General features: G+C 73.6%; 14 protein-coding genes. 9 read left to right on the forward strand and 5 right to left on the reverse strand.

The features are described 5' to 3' along the window. The first annotated feature begins 31 nt into the window (after positions 1 to 31). The 3 genes from HCN08_RS32690 (at position 32) to HCN08_RS32700 (ending at position 2,619) form a co-directional block, all read left to right on the forward strand. Positions 32 to 931: an RNA polymerase sigma-70 factor gene (locus tag HCN08_RS32690; RefSeq protein WP_167986947.1), complete on the forward strand. Its 900-nt coding sequence runs from the start codon at positions 32 to 34 to the stop codon at positions 929 to 931. Positions 932 to 1,107: 176 nt separating this feature from the next. Then, entirely contained in the window at positions 1,108 to 2,013 is a 906-nt protein-coding gene (locus HCN08_RS32695; protein WP_240970668.1) for an aldo/keto reductase, read from the forward strand. Positions 2,014 to 2,094: 81 nt separating this feature from the next. Then, positions 2,095 to 2,619 (forward strand): methylated-DNA--[protein]-cysteine S-methyltransferase, encoded by a 525-nt coding sequence (locus HCN08_RS32700; protein ID WP_240970670.1) that lies wholly within the window; start codon positions 2,095 to 2,097, stop codon positions 2,617 to 2,619. Between the two features lie 54 nt (positions 2,620 to 2,673). Here HCN08_RS32700 and HCN08_RS32705 read toward each other — a convergent pair whose 3' ends face one another. Next, positions 2,674 to 4,176, reverse strand: coding sequence for an extracellular catalytic domain type 1 short-chain-length polyhydroxyalkanoate depolymerase (locus tag HCN08_RS32705; RefSeq protein WP_167986948.1), 1,503 nt, complete (start codon positions 4,174 to 4,176; stop codon positions 2,674 to 2,676). A gap of 206 nt (positions 4,177 to 4,382) precedes the next feature. On the opposite strand from HCN08_RS32705, the gene tap reads away from it, so the two are divergent. From tap to HCN08_RS32720, 3 genes are all read left to right on the forward strand, one after another. Beyond that, on the forward strand, positions 4,383 to 6,692 hold the full coding sequence (gene tap, locus HCN08_RS32710; protein ID WP_167986949.1) for a telomere-associated protein Tap: 2,310 nt from the start codon (positions 4,383 to 4,385) through the stop codon (positions 6,690 to 6,692). Positions 6,693 to 6,695: 3 nt separating this feature from the next. Then, complete coding sequence (gene tpg / locus HCN08_RS32715) at positions 6,696 to 7,256, forward strand: telomere-protecting terminal protein Tpg (RefSeq protein WP_167986950.1); 561 nt, start codon at positions 6,696 to 6,698, stop codon at positions 7,254 to 7,256. Between the two features lie 525 nt (positions 7,257 to 7,781). Continuing rightward, positions 7,782 to 9,794, forward strand: a complete 2,013-nt coding sequence (locus tag HCN08_RS32720) for an RICIN domain-containing protein (RefSeq protein WP_167986951.1) — start codon at positions 7,782 to 7,784, stop codon at positions 9,792 to 9,794. 87 nt (positions 9,795 to 9,881) lie between these two features. Here HCN08_RS32720 and HCN08_RS32725 read toward each other — a convergent pair whose 3' ends face one another. The 3 genes from HCN08_RS32725 to HCN08_RS32735 all read right to left on the reverse strand — a co-directional run bounded on the left by HCN08_RS32725 (position 9,882) and on the right by HCN08_RS32735 (position 12,463). Further along, the gene (locus HCN08_RS32725; protein ID WP_167986952.1) at positions 9,882 to 11,402 is read right to left on the reverse strand and encodes a DEAD/DEAH box helicase; all 1,521 of its coding nucleotides are present in this window, start codon (positions 11,400 to 11,402) and stop codon (positions 9,882 to 9,884) included. Between the two features lie 191 nt (positions 11,403 to 11,593). Next, entirely contained in the window at positions 11,594 to 11,797 is a 204-nt protein-coding gene (locus tag HCN08_RS32730; RefSeq protein ID WP_009715709.1) for a cold-shock protein, read from the reverse strand. Between the two features lie 321 nt (positions 11,798 to 12,118). Continuing rightward, on the reverse strand, positions 12,119 to 12,463 hold the full coding sequence (locus HCN08_RS32735) for a MerR family transcriptional regulator (protein WP_167986953.1): 345 nt from the start codon (positions 12,461 to 12,463) through the stop codon (positions 12,119 to 12,121). A gap of 195 nt (positions 12,464 to 12,658) precedes the next feature. On the opposite strand from HCN08_RS32735, the gene HCN08_RS32740 reads away from it, so the two are divergent. After that, complete coding sequence (locus HCN08_RS32740) at positions 12,659 to 13,384, forward strand: class I SAM-dependent methyltransferase (RefSeq protein WP_167986954.1); 726 nt, start codon at positions 12,659 to 12,661, stop codon at positions 13,382 to 13,384. Positions 13,385 to 13,575: 191 nt separating this feature from the next. On the opposite strand, the gene HCN08_RS32745 is transcribed toward HCN08_RS32740, so the two are convergent. After that, the gene (locus HCN08_RS32745) at positions 13,576 to 15,165 is read right to left on the reverse strand and encodes a GMC family oxidoreductase (protein ID WP_167986955.1); all 1,590 of its coding nucleotides are present in this window, start codon (positions 15,163 to 15,165) and stop codon (positions 13,576 to 13,578) included. A gap of 989 nt (positions 15,166 to 16,154) precedes the next feature. On the opposite strand from HCN08_RS32745, the gene HCN08_RS32750 reads away from it, so the two are divergent. Continuing rightward, positions 16,155 to 16,403 carry a hypothetical protein gene (locus HCN08_RS32750; protein WP_167986956.1) on the forward strand — a complete coding sequence of 83 codons (249 nt, stop codon included), beginning with the start codon at positions 16,155 to 16,157 and terminating at the stop codon, positions 16,401 to 16,403. A gap of 541 nt (positions 16,404 to 16,944) precedes the next feature. Further along, positions 16,945 to 18,018 (forward strand): hypothetical protein, encoded by a 1,074-nt coding sequence (locus HCN08_RS32755; protein ID WP_167986957.1) that lies wholly within the window; start codon positions 16,945 to 16,947, stop codon positions 18,016 to 18,018. Positions 18,019 to 18,313: the final 295 nt, after the last annotated feature.

Below are 18,313 nucleotides of genomic sequence, written 5' to 3' on the forward strand. Positions count from 1 at the left end.
ACCCGGAAAGAGACGGAGAGACGCTTTCCGCATGAACGACCACGCCGCCGACCCGGCGACCGAGACCTTCGTCGCCCACCGCAACCTGCTGTTCACCGTCGCCTACGAGATGCTCGGCTCGGCCGCCGACGCCGAGGACGTCCTCCAGGAGACCTGGCTGCGCTGGGTCGGCGCCGACCTCGCACAGGTACGCGACCCCCGCGCGTACCTGGTGCGGATCACCACCCGCCAGGCCCTCAACCGGCTGCGCACCCTCAAGCGCCGCCGCGAGGCGTACGTCGGCCCCTGGCTGCCCGAACCGCTGCTCACCGCACCGGACGTGGCCGAGGACGTCGAGCTGGCCGAGAGCCTGTCGCTCGCGCTCATGCTCGTCCTGGAGACGCTCTCGCCGACCGAGCGCGCGGTCTTCGTGCTGCGCGAGGTCTTCGACGTCGGGTACGACGAGATCGCCGCCGCCGTCGACAAGACGCCCGCCGCGGTGCGCCAGATCGCCCACCGCGCCCGCCGGCACGTCGACGCCCGCCGCCCCCGTACGGCCGTCACCAGCGCCGAGTCCCGAGCCGCGCTGGACTCCTTCCAGCACGCGCTGCGGACCGGCGACCTGCGCAGCCTGCTCGACGTCCTCGCCCCGGACGTCGTCTACGTCAACGACGCCGGCGGGCTCAGGCAGGCCGCGCTGCGCCCCATCACGGGCGCCGACAACGTACTGCGCTTCCTCGTGGGCGTCATCCGCAAGACCGGCGGCACCCCCACCGGCGAGGCCACCACCGTCAACGGCAACCCCGCCCTCGTGGTGCGGCTGGACGGCGAGCTCGACGGAGTGCTGTCCTTCAGCATGCGCGGCGGCCTGGTCACCGGGATGTACTACGTCCGCAACCCCGAGAAGCTGACCCGCGTCGTCGCCTCCGAGGCGCACCTCATCCGCCGCTGAGGGAGTGCCGCGTCGAGGCCGAGGGGAGTACCGCGTCCACCTCCTCCAACGCCCGGCAGGCGCACCCCGGTTCCCGCCGCGCGTGTGACATTCCCCCCGCCCCGCCGCCCTGTCGCCGCGGGCCCCGGCTCCCGCATACTCCGGACCCTGACCGACCGGCGGGCGAAGGAGCGGGATTGAGCACGAGGACGACTGCGGCGGGGACCTGGACACTCGGCGACCTGGAGGTCCACCGGGTCGGCTACGGCGCGATGCGGCTGACCGGCAACGGCATGCGCGGCAACTCCGACGGTGCGCCCATCGACCGCGCCGCCGCCGTCCGGCTGCTGCACAGCGCCTTCGACCAGGGCGTCGACCACGTCGACACCGCCGCCTTCTACTTCTCGCCGCTGCGCTCGGCCAACGAGCTCCTGGGCCGCGCGCTCGCCTCCTGGCCCGGCGAGGTGGTCGTGGCGACCAAGGTCGGCCCCGGCCGCGACCCCTCCGGCGAATGGCTCGGCCCCGCACGCCCCGACCAGCTGCGCGGCCAGGTCGAGGAGAACCTGCGCCAGCTCGGCCGCGACCACCTCGACGTCGTCAACCTCCGCCTCCAGGGCCCCGGCGGCACCGCGCCGGTCGCCGAGCTCTTCGGCGCCCTCGCCGTACTGCGCGACCAGGGCCTGATCCGGCACCTGGGCCTGTCCAGCGCCCGTCCTGACGACATCGTCGAGGCCCGGGCCGTCGCCCCGGTGGTCTGCGTGCAGAACGCGTACGGCCTGGACTGGCGGCGCGCCGACGAGAACGGCACGATCGACCTCTGCCGGGATCTGGGCATCGCCTTCGTCCCCTACTTCGCCGTCTCCGGCCTGCGCCGCGAGTCGGCCGCCGCACCGGAGCAGGACGCCCGCGTGCACACCGTCGCCCGCGCCCACGGCGCCACCCCCGCGCAGATCCGGCTGGCCTGGACGCTGCACCGCGGCCCGCACATGCTGGCCATCCCCGGCACCACCGATCCGGCCCACCTCGCCGAGAACATCGCCGCCGGCGACCTGCGCCTGACCGCGGACGACCTCGCCCTGCTCGGCGGACCGGCCGCCCCCTGAGCTCCCGGCCCGCCCCTCAACGCCATGTCCGAAAACCGCCGGAAGCCGGGCCTCCCGCACGGCACTGTGGAAGCAGAGGCCATGGACGAGAGGAAGGCGACGATGACCGCCTGGACGACCTTCACCAGCCCCCTGGGCGACCTGCTGCTGGTGGGGGAGGAGACCGAAGCGGGCCCGACGCTGACCGCGCTGTCGATGCCCGGCGCCAGGAACGCACCGGCCGTCCTGCCCACCTGGCGGCACGACGCGGCGCCGTTCGCGGACGTCACCGCCCGGCTGGAGGCGTACTTCGCCGGCGAACCCACCGGCTTCCCGGTCGCGTTCACCCCGGCGGGAACCGACTTCCAGCAACGCGTCTGGAACGCCCTGGAGGCGATCCCCTACGGCACGACCACCACCTACGGAACCCTGGCCGCACGCCTCGGCCTGCCGCGCGAGCGGATCCAGGCCCTCGGCGCGGCGATCGGCGCGAACCCCCTGCTGCTGGTACGCCCCTGCCACCGCGTCATCGGCGCAGACGGCACGATGCGCGGCTACGCCGGCGGCGTGGACCGCAAGGTGTGGCTGCTCACCCACGAGGGCGCCCTCCAGCCGGCCCTGATGTGACAGCCGCGCCCCGTCCCGCGGACCCGTACCGGCCCGCGGGACGGGGCGCGCGCGTCAGCAGCCGCCGTCGGCGATCACGTAGTAGTCGGGGCCGGTCTGCCGCAGGGTGTGCGTGGTGAACACGTTCCACAGGCCCATGTTCTGGTCCGACCCGTCGGCGTACGTGTACCCGCCGGCGGTGTGCGCGCGGCCGGCCGCCACCTGGGCGTAGTTGCTGGCGGTGAAGCACTGCCCGCTGCCGCCGCCCCCGGTGGTCGTCGCGGCGACCGCGGCCGACACCGCCCCGACCGCCCCGGAGGAGTCGACGGCCGCCACGGTGTAGCTGTACGCCGTGCCCGCCGCCAGGCCGGTGTCGGTGAAGGAGGCCGACGCCGGCGACCCGACCTGCGCGCCGCCGCGGTAGACCCGGTAGGAGGCCGCGCCGTCCACCGCCGACCAGCTCAGCGACACCGAGGTGTCCGTCGTGCCGGACACCGCCAGCCCGCCGGGCGCGGGCAGCGCGCCGCCACCGCCGCCGGGCGGCGTGGACCCGCCGTCCAGGCCCCAGAACAGCCCCGTGTAGTAGCTGGAGCAGATGGTGTCCAGGTAGTACGAGCCCGCCGTACCGCACTGCTCGGTGCCGGAACCGGGGTCCACCGCGAGCCCGTGGCCCATCCCCGCGATCTGGTAGAGCTGCACCGCGGGCGCGCCCGACGCGTCGTCGTACACGCTCAGCGTGGTGCCGCCCGGCAGGGACTGCGTGGACGACGCGGTCTGGCCGATGCCCCACACGTTCGTCCACTGGTCGCGCAGCTCGGTGGCGTTGACCGGGTAGACGGTGTAGTCCGAGGCGCCCTGCCAGATCGCCACCCGCGGCCACGGCCCGGTGTAGCCGGGGTAGGACGCCCGCACCTTGTCGCCCAGCTGGGCCGGCGTCAGGTTGAGGCTGCCGTACTGGCAGGTGGACGCGGCCGTCTGCGACGTGGCGCACTGCGCGGGCAGCCCCGAGTCGACCGAGCCGCCGGCGAAGACGTCGGGGTAGTCGGCCAGCAGGTCCGCGGTCATCCCGCCGCCGGCCGACAGCCCGGTGACGTACACCCGGCGGCTGTCGGAGGCGTACTGCGCGACCGCGTGCGAGACCATCGAGACCACCGAGGCCGCCTCGCCCTTGCCGCGGCCGTCCTTGGCCGGGTCGAACCAGCTGAAGCACGACAGCGCGTTGTTGGAGGCGCTGGTCTGCGGGAAGACCAGCGCGAAGCCCCACAGGTCGGCGTACTTCTGCCAGCCGGAGTGGGTGAAGTAGTCGCTCGCGGACTGCCCGCAGCCGTGCAGCGCGACCACCACCGGCGCGCCCGCCGGCAGCCCGGCCGGCGCGTACTCGTACATCGCGAGGTTGCCAGGGTTCGAGCCGAACGACGTCACCTGCGTCAGCGTCGCCGCCGCGGCGGCCGTACCGGCACCCGCGAGCACACCGAGCCCGGCCGCGATCAGCGCGAGCACACCGGCCACCGCGCCGAGGGCCCGGCGGCAGGCCCGCCATCGGACATGTGGGGGAGGAACAACGGGAGAGCTGGTCATGGCGCACTCCTGAGGGGGGGATCCTTTGCCGTTGGACGGTACGACCGCCCTTCCCCGCCCCCTACGTGACGGACCGCCATGCCCTGCGCCCACAAGTGGCGCCCACCGCCATTGCGCGGCCGGGCGGGCGCGGGCCGCGCGTGTCATGAGCGATTCGTACGCTATCGGGTGCGCGATCGCCGATAGGATCATGGCGGAGGTGAGCCGTGCCGACACAGGACGAACTCTTCGGCGCCGTCGACGCGCTGCTCGACGAGGTCGCGGCCGGGCAGACCCTGCCGCCGCCGGCCGAGCGCAAGCGGTTGCGGGAGGCCGCCGGGCTGAGCCAGGCGCAGGTCGCCAAGGCGGTCGACACCCGCCGGGAGGCGGTGGGGAACTGGGAGGCCGGCAGGACCGAGCCGCGCCCGCCGCAGCGCGCGGCGTACGCCCGGCTGCTGGAGGGCCTCGCGGCCCGCTTCCCGGCGCCGGAAGCACCGGCTGCGGCTGCGGGGGCTGCGGCTACTGTTGCGGCCCCCGCCCCGGCTGCCGGCCCCGAGCCCCGCCCGGCGCCCGCAGCCCCCGAGCCGCCGGCACCGCCCGCCGGCCCCGCCTCCGGTCCGGCGCCCGCAATCCCTGAGCCGCCGGCACTGCCCGCCGCCCCGCATCCCGTACCGCCCGCCCCGGCCGCGCCGCCGCCCGCCGCCACCCCCCGGCCGCGCCGCCCGGCCCCCGCGAGCCGGCCGGCGCGGAACGCCGGGCCCGCGCCCGCCCCCGCCACCCCGGCGCCCGCGGACCCGAGGTTCGCCCACGGCCCCCTCGGCGTCCTGGACGGCGACGGCTCGCTCTACTGCGCCGGCGGCCTGGTCCTGCCGTGCCCGGCGTCGTCCGTGCCGGAACTGGTGGAGTGGACGCTCGCCGAGGCCCGGCTCGGCGCACCCCGCCTGCACCGCTCGGGCCGCGACGCCGACCCGCTCGTCGTCCTCACCGCAGCCGCCGCCGAGCGCCTCGGCCTCCCGCCGGAACTGACCGACCGCCGCTCGATGCGCCTGGCCGAAGACCACCCGGTCGTCCGGCAGATCACCCGCGCGAAATGGCAGCTGACCCGGCGCGGCTTCGGCCCCTGGGCCCGCGGCTACCGCCCCGTCCAGGGCGGCGAACGCCAGTGCGTACAACTGGCCGTCCTGCCCTGGCACGCCCTGGACTCCCGCGCCTGGGCCGCCGCCGACACGCTCCCGCCCGCGGAACTGGCCCGCGCCCTGACCACGTACGCCACCCGCGTGCTCACCCCGCGCGGCTCCACCGCCGTCACCGGCCTGGAGCTGATGACCGCCCTGCGCCCGCCCACCCGCGCGGTCCGCGACGACACCACCGGCGCCTGGGTCTCCGGGCCCGTCCCCGGCTCGCTCACCCACCCGGTGGACCCGGCACCGCCCGAAGCCCCCGACGAGCACCCGGTCGTCACCGCCCTCTTCCCGCGCGGGCACCGGCGCACCACGGCCGAGGTCATCGACGAGGAGGCCTTCGACTGGATCCGCGACCCGCAGGACCTGACGGACGCCGAGTGCGCGCAGGGCTACGCGGTCGGCATCGACGTCAACACCGCCTTCCTCGCCGCCGCCAACCGCCTGGTCGTCGGCCTCGGCGCACCCGAGCACGTACGGGCCCCGCGATTCGACAAGGCCCTGCCCGGCGCATGGCTGGTGGACCTGTCCGGCATCGCCCTGGACCCGCGCCTCCCGTCACCCTTCACGCCCGACGGCCGGCGCCCCACGGGACCCGCCTGGTACGCCACCCCGACCGTCGCCTACGCCGCCGAGCTGATCGACACCTACCGGCTGCCCCTGGAGCTGCGCCCGGCCGAGGCGTACGTCCGGCCCGCCGCGGGCCCGTACCTGGACCCCTGGTACAAGCACCTGAGCGAGGCGTACAAAGCGACCATGGCCGACCTCGGCGTGACCGCCGACCTCACCCCGCGGTGCTTCCTCGACGCGATGGCCGGCCACAAGGACGCCGACCCCGGCATGGCCGCCGTCCTCACGGCGGTCAAGTCCACCGTCAAGGGCGGCATCGGCAAGCTGCGCGAACGCCCGCAGGGCGCCCAGTACCGCCCCGGCGAGCGGTGGCCCGCCCTGGAGCGCCCCACCTGGCGGCCCGACATCCGCGCCGCCGTGATCTCCGCGGCCCGCGTCAACATGCACCGCAAGCTGCTGAAGGTCGCGGCGGCGACCGGGGGAGTGCTGTCCGCGACCGCCGAGCACGGCGTGTGGACCGTACGGTTCGGCGACCGCGCCCGCACCCCGGTCGCGCTGCTGTCGGACTGCGCGGTCTACCCCGCCCCCGGCCCCTCGCCGCTCGACGTCCTGCCGTACGACGCCGCGGGCAAGCCCGCCCCCGGCACCTTCCGCCTCGGCGTCTCACCGGGCATGGTCAAGCACGAGGGCACCCGCGAGCTGTACTGGGCGGTCGACCTGCTGGAGCAGCAGTACAACCCGGCCCGCCACATCAAGGGCGACGACGCCCCGGACGAGGGGGAGTAGCCGGTGGGCCTGCTGCAGGACAGCCTGGACCGGGCGAGCGCCGCCACCGCGACCCGCCCCCTCCCCAAGACCGCCGGCGCGCGGATGCGCTTCCTGGTCCGGCACGAGAAGGGCTCCACCCGCCAGGTCGCCGCCCGCCTCGGGATCTCCCGGCGCACCGTCGAGCGCTACGTCAAGGGCACCCTGCGCCACCCCCGCCCCGAACTCGCCGCCCGCCTCGAACAGGAGGTCCGCAAGGACTGGCAGCCCCGGGTCCGCGCCCGCGCGCACAAGCGCGCCGCCACCGCGACCGGCCTGGTGGTCGAGACCCGCGCCCGGTTCGGCTACTCCGGCGCCCCCGGCTCCACCGACGACTCCCGCATGCGCCGCATCACCCAGCACCTGCCCCCCGACATCGCCGCCCGCCTCCTCGACGCCCGCACCGCCGGCGCGACCGAGAGCGACCTGCGGAAGATCGTCGCCGAGGGCCTGCGCGACATGTACTTCCGCGACCGCGGGCGCCGCGCCGCCACCCTGGACGAGGTCCGCCTCACCGACATCGACTACATCGAACTCGACTTCTGACCGGCCGCGGCGGCGGGCGGAAGCGGTGAACATCGGCCGCTGTTCCGCAACGGCACGAAGGCATACGGCGGCTGAAACAACCTGTAACAAACGAGCGGCGCTTGTGGCGCGCCCTCAGCAAAGCCCGCCGCGTCCGACGCTGTCAAGGGTGCGCCAGTGGGCGGCCCGTACAGGCGCTTGCGTATCCCGAACCATGAAACATTGTGCTGTAACAAGGGGATTCGGCCGACGCCACCGTTTTTTCCGCCCGCCCCCTTGACCGCCCCCAGTGCCTCCCCTTCAATCAGGCGCTGAAGGCAACCCGGCGACAGCCCCACCCTTGACGACAACCTCTGAACACACGGCGGTCGTCCCCCACAGCCGGCCCGGCCTGACGCCCCGGCGCACCGGCCACCCCGGCAGCCCCGGCGGACCGTCACGCCGGCCGCGCTTCCCGCACCGTCGACCCGTCGCCCCGCCCTGCGCACCGACCACCACCGGCCCCGTACGCCGGCCCTGTCCCGCGCCCCCCACCCCGGAGGACCGATGCACCCGTTCCACCCGCGCCCCCACCCGACCCGGCGAGCACCGCGCCGCCCCGGCCGTACCCGGCGGCTGGCCGCGACCGCCGCCGCCCTGGCCGGCGCGCTCATCGGCACCGGCGGCCTCGCCGCCGTCCAGCCGGCGTCCGCCGCGGGCACCCAGGTCCAGGTCTACTGGAGCTCGGAGTCGCGCACCTCCGGCTTCGCGCCGATGGACGGCAACTGGTTCACCAACCCGGCCGCGGGCCTGGCCGGCACCCCGTACCAGCTCTCCCGGCAGCCCGACCTCACCGCCGGCGGCGCGAGCGGCACGGCGACCATCACCGCCGACACCGGCACGCGCTACCAGTCCGTCATGGGCGTCGGCTCCTCCCTGGAGGAGTCCACCATCTACAACCTGTCCCGGATGAGCCCCGCCGCCCGCGACGCCGCCCTCCACAAGCTCGTCGACCCGGTCAGCGGCGCCGGCTTCAACGTCGCCCGTATCCCGCTGGGCACCAGCGACTTCACCGCCCGCACCTTCTACACCTACGACGACGGCGCGCCCGACCCGACCCTGTCGCGCTTCTCCATCCAGCACGACATCGACTACAACATCATCGGCGTCCTGCGCGAGGCCAAGGCCATCAACCCCGACCTGCAGCTCTTCGGCAGCGTCTGGAGCCCGCCGGCCTGGATGAAGACCAACAACAGCCTCATTGGCGGCTCCCTGCCCGACAGCAACATCGGGGTGCTCGCCACCTACCTGCGCAAGGCCGTCACCGCCTACGCCGCCCAGGGCCTCCCGCTCACCGCGCTCACCCTGCAGAACGAGCCCCTGTTCTCGCCGCCGGACTACCCCGGCATGACCCTCACCGCCGACCAGGAACGCCGCCTGGCCGTCGCCCTGCGCGGCGAGCTGAACGCCAACGGCGCCGCGAGCACCAAGATCTGGGCCTTCGACCACAACTTCTCCGACGGCGCCTCCTACACCTCGGGCGTCCTCGGCGCCCCCGGCTCACCCAGCGACGCCTTCAACGCCGTCGACGGCATCGCCTTCCACGACTACGGCGGCGACCCGTCCACCATGGGCCAGGTCAAGGCGAACTACCCCGGCAAGGACGTCGCCATGACCGAACGCGCCGTCTGGGGCACCGCGGGAGCCGACCGTATCGTCCAGTACTTCCGCAACCAGTCGATCATGTACGAGGACTGGGTCACGATGCTGGACCAGAACCGCAAGCCCGAGCAGTGGTCCGGCTCACCCGACCCCAGCATGCTCATCCAGAGCGCGAGCAACCCCGACACCTACTGGGCCACCCCGGAGTACTACATCTTCTCCCAGTTCTCCAAGTTCGTGGCCCGCGGCGCCCAGCGGGTGTCCACCAACTACGGCAGCACCGGCACCGTCACCGACGTCGCCTTCCTCAACCCCGACGGCTCCCTCGTCACCGTCGTGGTCAACCAGACCGGCGCGAACCAGCCCTTCACCCTGCGCAACGGCACCCAGCAGATCGCCTCCACCCTCCCCGCCAAGACCGTCGGCACCTACATCTGGCCCGCGTCCACCGGCGGCACCACCCCCGGCACCCTCGACCCCACCGCCTGGTACACCGTCACCAACGCCAACAGCCACAAGTGCCTCGACGCCACCGGCGGCAGCACGGCCAACGGCACCGCCGTCCAGCAGTGGACCTGCACCGCAGGGAACACCAACCAGCAGTGGCAGTTCCAGCCGACCGACAGCGGCTTCTACAAGGTCGTCACCCGTAAGTCCGCTGGCGCCGCCTGGGACGTCACCGGCGGCACCGCCGCCACCGGCAACGGCGTGAAGATCCAGCTGTGGTCGTACGGGGGCGCGACCAACGAGCAGTTCAAGCCCGTCTCCCACCCCGACGGCAGCTACACCTTCACCCCGCGCAACAACACCGCCAACTGCCTCGACGTCACCGACGTCTCCACCGCCGACGGCGCCCTGCTCCAGCAGTGGTCCTGCACGGGCGGCCCGGCGCAGTCCTTCACCCTGGCCCGGCAGTAGCCCCCCGGCCCCGGCAGAACGGCCCCGGCCCCTCCCCCACGACTGCTCGTGGGGGAGGGGCCGGGGCCGTACGGGCGCCGAGGGAGGCTATGCGGCCGAGGGCCGCCGCCTCGACGCGGCGGGCGCCTTGGCACGGGCCGGCCCGCCGGAGCGGCGGCTGCGCCCGGAGCGCCCCCCGCCGGCCCGGGAGGCGGCCGTACGCCGGGCCGTCTCCTCGACGGGCGCGGTGATCGTGACGGGGACACCGGAGGGCGTCCTGGCCCCGGTGACCCGGCTCAGCTCCGCCTCGCCGGGCCGTACCGCGGTGGTCTGCGGGCTGATGCCGGCGGTCGCCATGACGCGGTCCATCTCGCGCCGCTGCTCGGGCATCACCAGGGTGACCACGCTGCCGGACTCGCCGGCCCGCGCGGTGCGCCCGGCACGGTGCAGGTAGTCCTTGTGGTCCGCGGGCGGATCGACGTTGACGACCAGGTCGAGGTTGTCGACATGGATGCCGCGGGCCGCGACGTTGGTCGCCACCAGCACGCAGACATGCCCCGTCTTGAACAGCGCCAGCGTGCGCGTGCGCTGCGGCTGGGACTTCCCGCCGTGCAGCGCCGCCGCGCGCACCCCGTTCTTGAGCAGGTGCTGGGTGAGCCGGTCGGCGGAGCGCTTGGTGTCCACGAACAGCAGGACCCGCCCGTCGCGCGCCGCGATCTCGGTGACGACCGAGCGCTTGTCGGTCTCCTGGACCCGCAGCACCCGGTGCTCCATCGCGGAGACCGCGCCGGCCGAGGGATCCACCGAGTGGACGACCGGGTCGGTCAGGTAGCGCCGCACCAGCAGGTCGATGTTGCGGTCCAGCGTCGCCGAGAACAGCATGTGCTGGCCGCCCGGGCGCACCTGGTCGAGCAGCTCGGTGACCTGCGGCATGAAGCCCATGTCCGCCATCTGGTCGGCCTCGTCGAGGACGGTGATCGCGACCTGGTCGAGCCGGCACTCGCCGCGCGCCAGCAGGTCCTTGAGCCGTCCGGGCGTGGCGACCACGACCTCCGCGCCACTGCGCAGCGCACTGGCCTGCCGGCCGATCGACACACCGCCGACCACGGTCGCCAGCCGCAGCCGCAGGACCCGCGCGTACGGGGTGAGGGCGTCGGTCACCTGCTGCGCCAGCTCCCGGGTCGGCACCAGCACCATGGCCAGCGGCCGGCCGGGCTCCGCGCGCTGCCCGGCGGTGCGGGCCAGCAGGGCGAGCCCGAAGGCGAGCGTCTTGCCCGACCCGGTGCGCCCGCGGCCCAGCACGTCCCGCCCGGCCAGCGAGTTCGGCAGCGTGGCCGCCTGGATCGGGAAGGGAACGGTGACACCCTGCCGGACGAGCTCCGCCAGCAGCGGCGCGGGCATCTCCAGGGCGTCGAACGTCTCCACGGCGGGCAGCGGGGGAGTGCCGGCGACAGGCAGGGCGAATTCCCCCTGCGGCGCGGCGGGGCGTCGTCCGGTGTTACGGGACCGGTTTCCTGAGGGGCGCCCCTGGCCGCGGCTGCCGCCACGCTCGGAAGTGCCGGAGAATTCGCCGCTGCGGTTGGTGCGGCTTCGGGAGAATCGGTCGTTCGTGCGAACGGTACGGTTCACGGAGAACCTTCCTTGATACGGCACGTCGAGAATCCCCCGCAGAAAGTCACGCGCAGAAGAATCGCAGGAACGAACCGATGGAAATGCATATACGGGCCGCGGTCGTACGGCGGCCCTCGAAAAGGAGACCAGCGCGTCACAGGCCGGGGCCCGCACCCCAAGGTGCGGGCCCCGGCCTGCTGTGCGTGAGATCAGGCGGGAACGATGTTCTCGGCCTGCGGGCCCTTCTGGCCCTGGGTGACGTCGAAGGTCACCTTCTGGCCTTCCTGGAGCTCACGGAAGCCCTGGGTGGCGATGTTCGAGTAGTGGGCGAAGACGTCGGCGCCGCCACCGTCCTGCTCGATGAAGCCGAAACCCTTTTCCGAGTTGAACCACTTCACGGTGCCAGTAGCCATGTCAAATCTCCTTCGGGGCAGTGCCCGGAATCCGCACCTCGCGGACCCCGTGTCGCCGCAATGATTGCCCCTCCCGGAAATCGACCGGGACACACGTGAACGCATTCCACCGTCAGCGAGTCAGCGACGGTGAAAAGCGCCCGAAGTACTGGGAACCACAACTGCAACCGAGATCAACGCTAGCACGGCGAGGCCCGCGGCGCATGGCGCTGCCTTCCCCTCGGCACCGTCACCCCGCATTACTCATCTCCCCCCGCGCGCATTTCTGCACCGCCGACAGGAGATATCCGCAACCGCCCCGCCCCGGATTCGGCCCCGCCCTCAGCCCCCGCCGCCCGGCGCGGCCCCCTGCATCGACCGGCGCAGCTCGTCATTGATCCGCAGGGCCTCGTCGAGCTGGTCCTCGAGCATGATGATCCGGCACGCCGCCTCCAGCTGCGTCCCCGCGTCGACCAGCTCCCGCGCCCGGGCGGCGATCCGCAGCTGATACCGCGAGTAACGCCGATGCCCGCCGCCCGACCGCAACGGCGTGATCAGCCGGTACTCCCCGAGCGCCCGCAAGAACGCCGGCGTGGTCCCGATCATCTCGGCGGCCCGCCCCATCGTGTACGCGGGGTAGTCATCGTCATCGAGATTGTCGACCGCCCGGCCGTTCCTGTCGCCCATCACACCATTCATCTCGGCCCCGGCCCCCACGCCCCGGGCACCCTTCCCAACCGCCACCTACCCCCCAAACCCTATCCCCGCCCCCCAACCATGTCTAACGCCCCCACGACAGATTTCCCCCGCCGCGTCGCCCCGACCCACGCCACCCGTGAAACCCCGTGGCTCCCGGGCCCAGCCCGGCCTACGGTCGGTCGCATGCCTGACGAGTGCTTCACGCATCCCCGCCTCGCCGCGATCTACGACCTGCTCGACCCCGACCGCAGCGACCTCGACGCCTACCTCGGCATGGCCCAGGAGCATGAGGCCCACCGCGTGCTGGACATCGGCTGCGGAACGGGCGTCTTCGCCCTCCTGCTGGCCGAACGGGGAATCGAGGTCACCGCCGTCGACCCCGCCCAGGCCTCCATCGACGTGGCCCGGACCAAGCCCGGCGCCGAACGCGTCCGCTGGCTCTGCGGCAACGCCACGAGCGCGCCTGCGTTGCGGGCCGACCTGGCGACGATGACGGCGAACGTCGCCCAGGCCATCGTCGATCCGTGGTCGTGGCACAGGACCCTGCACGCGGCCCATGACGCGCTGCGTCCGGGCGGCCGTCTCGTTTTTGAGACCCGCATCCCCGCCAGGCGCGCCTGGCAGGAGTGGACGCGCGAGCTGTCCTCCAGTGTGACGGAGGTCCCGGGTGTCGGCCCCGTCGAGAGCTGGGTCGATCTGACGGAGGTCTGCTTGCCGCTGGTGTCGTTCCGCTGGACCTATGTCTTTGCCGCGGACGGCCAGGTGCTGACGTCGGATTCGACGCTGCGCTTCCGCGAGCGGGGGGAGGTGGAACGGGACCTGCTCGCGCACGGCTTCGTGGTGGAGGAGGTCCGTGACGCACCGGACCGTCCGGGGCGGGAGTTCGTTTTCCTGGCCCGCCGCGCCTGATCGGTGGTGTTCGGCGGTGGTTATCGCTGCGGTTTGTGGCTGTGGATCGGTGGTGGGGTGTTGTGTGGTGCGGGGCGGGGGGGTTGGTGATGTGTCCGTCCCGCCCCGCATGTGCGGTCCGGTGTGCATCTTGCTGCCCCGCCCCGCCCCGCCCTGCCGCCGTGCCCTGTTCCGGTGTTGGGGTTGTGGTGTTACTGGGCGTGGGGGTGGGTTTGGGTGGTGATGAGGTCGGCGGCTTTTTCGGCGATCATGATGGTGGGGGCGTGTGTGTTGGCGCGGGGGATGGTCGGTATGACTGAGGTGTCGGCGATGTAGAGGTGGTGGAGGTTGTGGACGTTGAGTTGCGGGGTGACGACGGTGTCGGGGCCTGGGCCCATGCGGCAGGTGCCTACGGGGTGCCAGATGGAGGTGAGGCTTTGGGTGATGAAGGTGTCGAGTTCGGTTTGGTCGGCGTCGGGGGAGGGGTGGAGGGCGGGGCCGGTGACGGCTTTGAGCGCGGGCGTCTGGAACAGGGCTCGTACCAGGTCCAGGCCGTGCCGTAGTGCGGTGCGGTCGCGGTCGTCGGTCAGGTAGGCGGGGTCGACGAGCGGGGGTTGGTGGGGGTCGGCCGAGCGGAGGCGGACGCTGCCTCGGCTGGCGGGGGTGAGCAGTACGGTCAGGGCGGTCACCGCGGGGCGGTCCATGGGGATCAGGCCGGGTTCGACTCCCAGTAGTGAGCAGTAGATCTGCAGGTCCGGTGCGTCGCCGTCGCGTAGTGGCAGCATTGCGAGGGTCTGGGCCGCTGCGGAGGCCTGTGGGCCGCGGTGTATGAGGCGGTAGGCGGTCTGTGCGTGGTCGTCGAAGGCGTCCAGGAGGGTGGGTCCGGACGTGATCGGCCACACGGGGGTGATCATGGGGTGGTCGTGGAGGTTGGATCCCACGCCCGGCAGGTCGGCGAGTACCGGGATGCCGTGTTCGGCCAGGTGTGCGGCCGGTCCGATGCCCGAGAGCATCAGGAGCTGGGGGGTGCGCAGTGCACCGGCGCTGAGGATCACGCCCCGGCGGGCGGTGGCGGGCCCGCTCCCGGCTGTCTCGACGCCGGTGGCTGTGCGGCCGTCGAACAGGATGCGTGTGGCGGGGGTGCCGGTGCGGACGACGAGGTTGGGCCGGGTGCGGGCGGGGCGCAGGTAGCCGTCGACGACGCTGTGGCGCACGCCGTTGCGGATGTTGGACTGGGTGACCCCGAATCCGGTGCGCTCGGCGCCGTTGAGGTCCTGGCTGACCGGTGCCCCGAGTTGTTCGCCGGCCTGGACGAACGCGATGGAGGAGGGGTTGAGGTCCCGGGCGAAGTCGACGGTCATGGGGCCGCCGGCGCCGTGGAAGGGGCCGTCGCCCAGGATGTGGTGCTCGGCGCGCCGTAAGTAGGGCAGTACGTCCTCCCATCCCCAGCCCTCGGCTCCGGCGGCCCGCCAGCCGTCGTAGTCCTGCGGGTGGCCCTGGAACCAGGTGAGGGTGTTGACGGAGCTCCCGCCGCCCAGGCCCCGGCCGCTGGGGAGGTCGATCACCCGGCCGCCGGCGCCGTCCTGGGCCACGGTGCGGTCGCGGTAGACGGCGTCGGTGCCGAGCAGCTGCAGCGCCGTCCCCGGTGTCCGCACGGCGGCCGGGTCGAGTTCGGGGCCGGCTTCCAGCAGCAGGACCCGGCACGCGGGGTCCTGCGACAGCCGGGCGGCCAGCACGCATCCGGCTGCGCCGCCTCCGACGACGATGTAGTCGAACGGGGAGGATGATGACGGTGTCGACATGCTTCTCCGATCACGAGTGGGAATCCAACGCGCCGCGCACCGCGGCCACTTCGACCTCAACGTGCACGGCCCCCCGCCCCGCCCCGCCCCGGGTGCGGCCCGCCCGCCCCGGCACCGGCCACCCCCGGCCCCCGCGAGCCGCCCCCGCCCCGTACCCCCACCCGAACCCCGCCCCCCGTCCGCCTCGCCCCCCACGGCCCCTCCCGACCCCGCACCCCTCCGACCGCCCTCGCCCCCCGGACCCGCAGCGTCCGCCCCCGCCGAACACGCCCCTGCCCACCCCTGCCCACCGCGCCCGCCCTCCTGGCCCCCTGGCGCTCCGTGCCCTGCTGCCGGCCCGGTAGCGTGATGCTCCGGGCGGCGAGGGAACCGTGCCCTCGCAGCAGTGTCATGGCCCGGCCCGGTTCCGTCACCCCCTCGGGCGCCACCCGCATCGCGAACGCGGTCATGTTCGCCTGCTCGCCGTACGCGGTCGGGTCCGGGCGCCGGGCGCGCCTGCGGTCGGGTCGGCCGCCGCGACGCCGGGGACGGGCAAGGAGAACATCGCGGCCCGGACGGCGTCCCGGGCCTCCACGGCGGCCCGGGATCGGCGGCCCGGGGACATGCCGGGGGCGGGGATGAGACCGGTGTGACGGGCCCGTCGGAGGGCTGCGGCGGGCACCCGCGGGCGCTTGGCGGTTGGGCCCGCGTCGTCCTCGGTTCGTCGCACGGATCACCTTTCGCTCGTCCATCGAAAGCAACTGATAGGACATGAGCAGTCGAAATGAAAACCTTTCAAATACCGCTCAATACGGTCAGGTTGGACTGTTGCTGCCGGGACCGCGCCCGCGCCTGCGCGGGGGAAGCCCACCTCCCGGTGCTGTCCCGGTGCTGTCCCGGACGGGGCCGGGCTGCCGCGCTCGGCCTTCGTCGGCCTGTCCGAGGACGGAGTGGACGCGGCCGGTGAAGTGCATCTCCGCCGGCTGAGGCCTGGACATGAACCGGGGTGCGTGACGAGTGCGCCGCAGCGGTCAAGGGCGCTGATCGGCGCCAGGGCCGTGCACCGGGGGCCGCCCGAGGCACCCGGGCCGGCGGTGCCCGAGGGCGGCGTGGTCGACCTGATGCCGGCGCTGCAGGTATCGGCAGGCCGCGCCCGGGGGCAGCGCGGCGACCGGGACGCCGTCCACCACCTCGGTGACCGCAGGAAGCCGGCGGAGAAGAACACCACGTCCAGGAGCAATAGCAAGCACGCCGGCTGACCTGCCAGTTGCTCAGGCCCCGGCGGACCGACCGCCCCTGCTGCATCCGGCGGACCGGTCAGACGGACGTCCGGCCTGCCGGACCGCTGGCCTGCCCGGGTACCGCATGCTCGAAGGAGGGCGTTGGATCAGCCCTGCCATGCGTTTCGACAGGCCGTCGAGAGTGCGGAAGCGCCGGTGCGGGACTGGTTCCCCACGGCGTCAGCAGCATCGAGGTCCAGGGCCTCGGCATCATCGGCCAGAGTGCGTTGGCCAACCGCCATTGCCCGGAGGGCTGCCTCGACCTGGGGATCGGCGGAACCGTCGGCAGCGTGGTCGGAGTTGCGGGCGAACCCTCTGTACTTGTCGGCCTCTGGTCCAGGGGCGGGAGGCGATCCTTGCGTGCTCGCTACGGCAGCTCTGAGGACTGACACCGCTTCGGCACAACCAGGCTCAGCTGCGGCGGGGGAAGTGGGGCCGGGGGAGAGCCGCGGTCGCGATCCGCACCATCTGGCCCACCCCGGCCGGGACCGGAGCCGGTGTCGACGTGGACCTGGCGGGCGTGGACGTTGCTGCGACGGTCTACATCCACCGCGGGCACTTCCGCCGCGCCGAATCCGGCCTGGAGAGCCGGTTCGTGGACGCGGCGATCTGCGGCCACTGTGTCGACGTCACTCCGCAGCCGGCTCCCGGGCGCCGGGCGGGCCGCCCGGGCAACACTGTCTACACCGCCGCCTGGCACCGCGCCCCGCCGCCCCCTGAGGGCACCGCTGTGGAGCTGAGTGTGTACGACGCGGGTGGCCACCCGCATCCGCCTCCAGGCCCTCCTGGGGGCCTCCAGGACCCTGGCTCCGGCAGCCGGCCGGGCCGGTCCGCACGGCGCGGCAAGCCCTCGCCGATCGACCGGGAGACCGTGACCGTGCTGTACGAGCAGCTGGCGTTCGGCGCCGCCAGCGACGCCGGGCAGGACCAGGAGCACGGCCAGGACGACGACCAGGAGCAGGAGTTCGTCATCAGCCCGGAGCGGCAGGCACGGCTCGAGGAGCTCAAGCGCCGGGCTGGCGAGCTCGGGCGGGACGCCTCGAGGCCGAAGGCGCAGAAGAAGGGCCGCGGCGGTCCCGCAGGGGCACTGCCGCAGCGGCCCGGCTACCGGCCGCGCCGCTGGGGCCGGCGCCTCATGCGCTGGCGAGGCCCGGTGTGCACGGGGGTGGACGTGCCGCAGCGGCCGGGGAGGGGTGGGCGGATGAGTGATGAGGACAGCACGAATCGGCCGGACGCGGGTGCGCTGAGCGCGATGTACCTGGAGACGCTGCGGCTGCGGATAGAGCCGGAGAAGTTCGGCGTCCTGGCCGATGCGCTGAAGGGGTTCAAGCAGGCGTCGGAGGCCGGCTTCGACGGGACGGGCTTCGGCGTCAGCGAAGAGCTGTTCACCGACGACGTGCGCCGCGAACCCGCGACGGTCCTGACGATGGCGGCCACCGGCCGCACGGACCACCAGGTTGTGGAGGTCGTGGAGGGGGATCCCAGCATGGGCTGCATGGTGGTGACGGCGGAGGTCGCCGGCGACCCCGCCAAGCTGGCAGAGCTCCGCGCGCAGCTGCTCCGCATGGTCGAAGAGGGCGACTTCCCGGAGTGACGGCGTCAGGCGGGCCTACGCCGCAGTGCGCAGCGGCCGGTCTGGCCGGCACAGCGGGCATGGTGCGGCGTCGGGCCGCTCGCGGGCGGCGCGGCAGTCGCCGCGGTGCACGATGCGGGCTGGGCCCCGCTCCGGACCGAAGTAGACCGGCTCTTCGACCTTCCAAGCTGGGGCGACGCCGGCGCGCTCGGTGGGCACTTGGCCGTACGCCTGGCCCTCGATGGGCTCGCAGCGGGAGGCGGGGGCGGTGAAGTCGACGGGGGAGGGTTCGTCGGCCAGGCGGCCGAAGCGCTAG

The sequence above is a fragment of the Actinacidiphila epipremni genome (assembly GCF_012034175.1).
Classification (GTDB): Bacteria; Actinomycetota; Actinomycetes; order Streptomycetales; family Streptomycetaceae; genus Actinacidiphila; species Actinacidiphila epipremni.

Bases quoted from the DNA above. Each gene is read 5' to 3' on its own strand.
- HCN08_RS32745 (WP_167986955.1), bottom strand. From the start codon at position 15,165: ATGTCGACACCGTCATCATCCTCCCCGTTCGACTACATCGTCGTCGGA.
- HCN08_RS32690 (WP_167986947.1), top strand. From the start codon at position 32: ATGAACGACCACGCCGCCGACCCGGCGACCGAGACCTTCGTCGCCCAC.
- HCN08_RS32700 (WP_240970670.1), top strand. From the start codon at position 2,095: ATGGACGAGAGGAAGGCGACGATGACCGCCTGGACGACCTTCACCAGC.
- HCN08_RS32705 (WP_167986948.1), bottom strand. From the start codon at position 4,176: ATGACCAGCTCTCCCGTTGTTCCTCCCCCACATGTCCGATGGCGGGCC.
- HCN08_RS32740 (WP_167986954.1), top strand. From the start codon at position 12,659: ATGCCTGACGAGTGCTTCACGCATCCCCGCCTCGCCGCGATCTACGAC.
- HCN08_RS32730 (WP_009715709.1), bottom strand. From the start codon at position 11,797: ATGGCTACTGGCACCGTGAAGTGGTTCAACTCGGAAAAGGGTTTCGGC.
- HCN08_RS32720 (WP_167986951.1), top strand. From the start codon at position 7,782: ATGCACCCGTTCCACCCGCGCCCCCACCCGACCCGGCGAGCACCGCGC.
- HCN08_RS32735 (WP_167986953.1), bottom strand. From the start codon at position 12,463: ATGGGCGACAGGAACGGCCGGGCGGTCGACAATCTCGATGACGATGAC.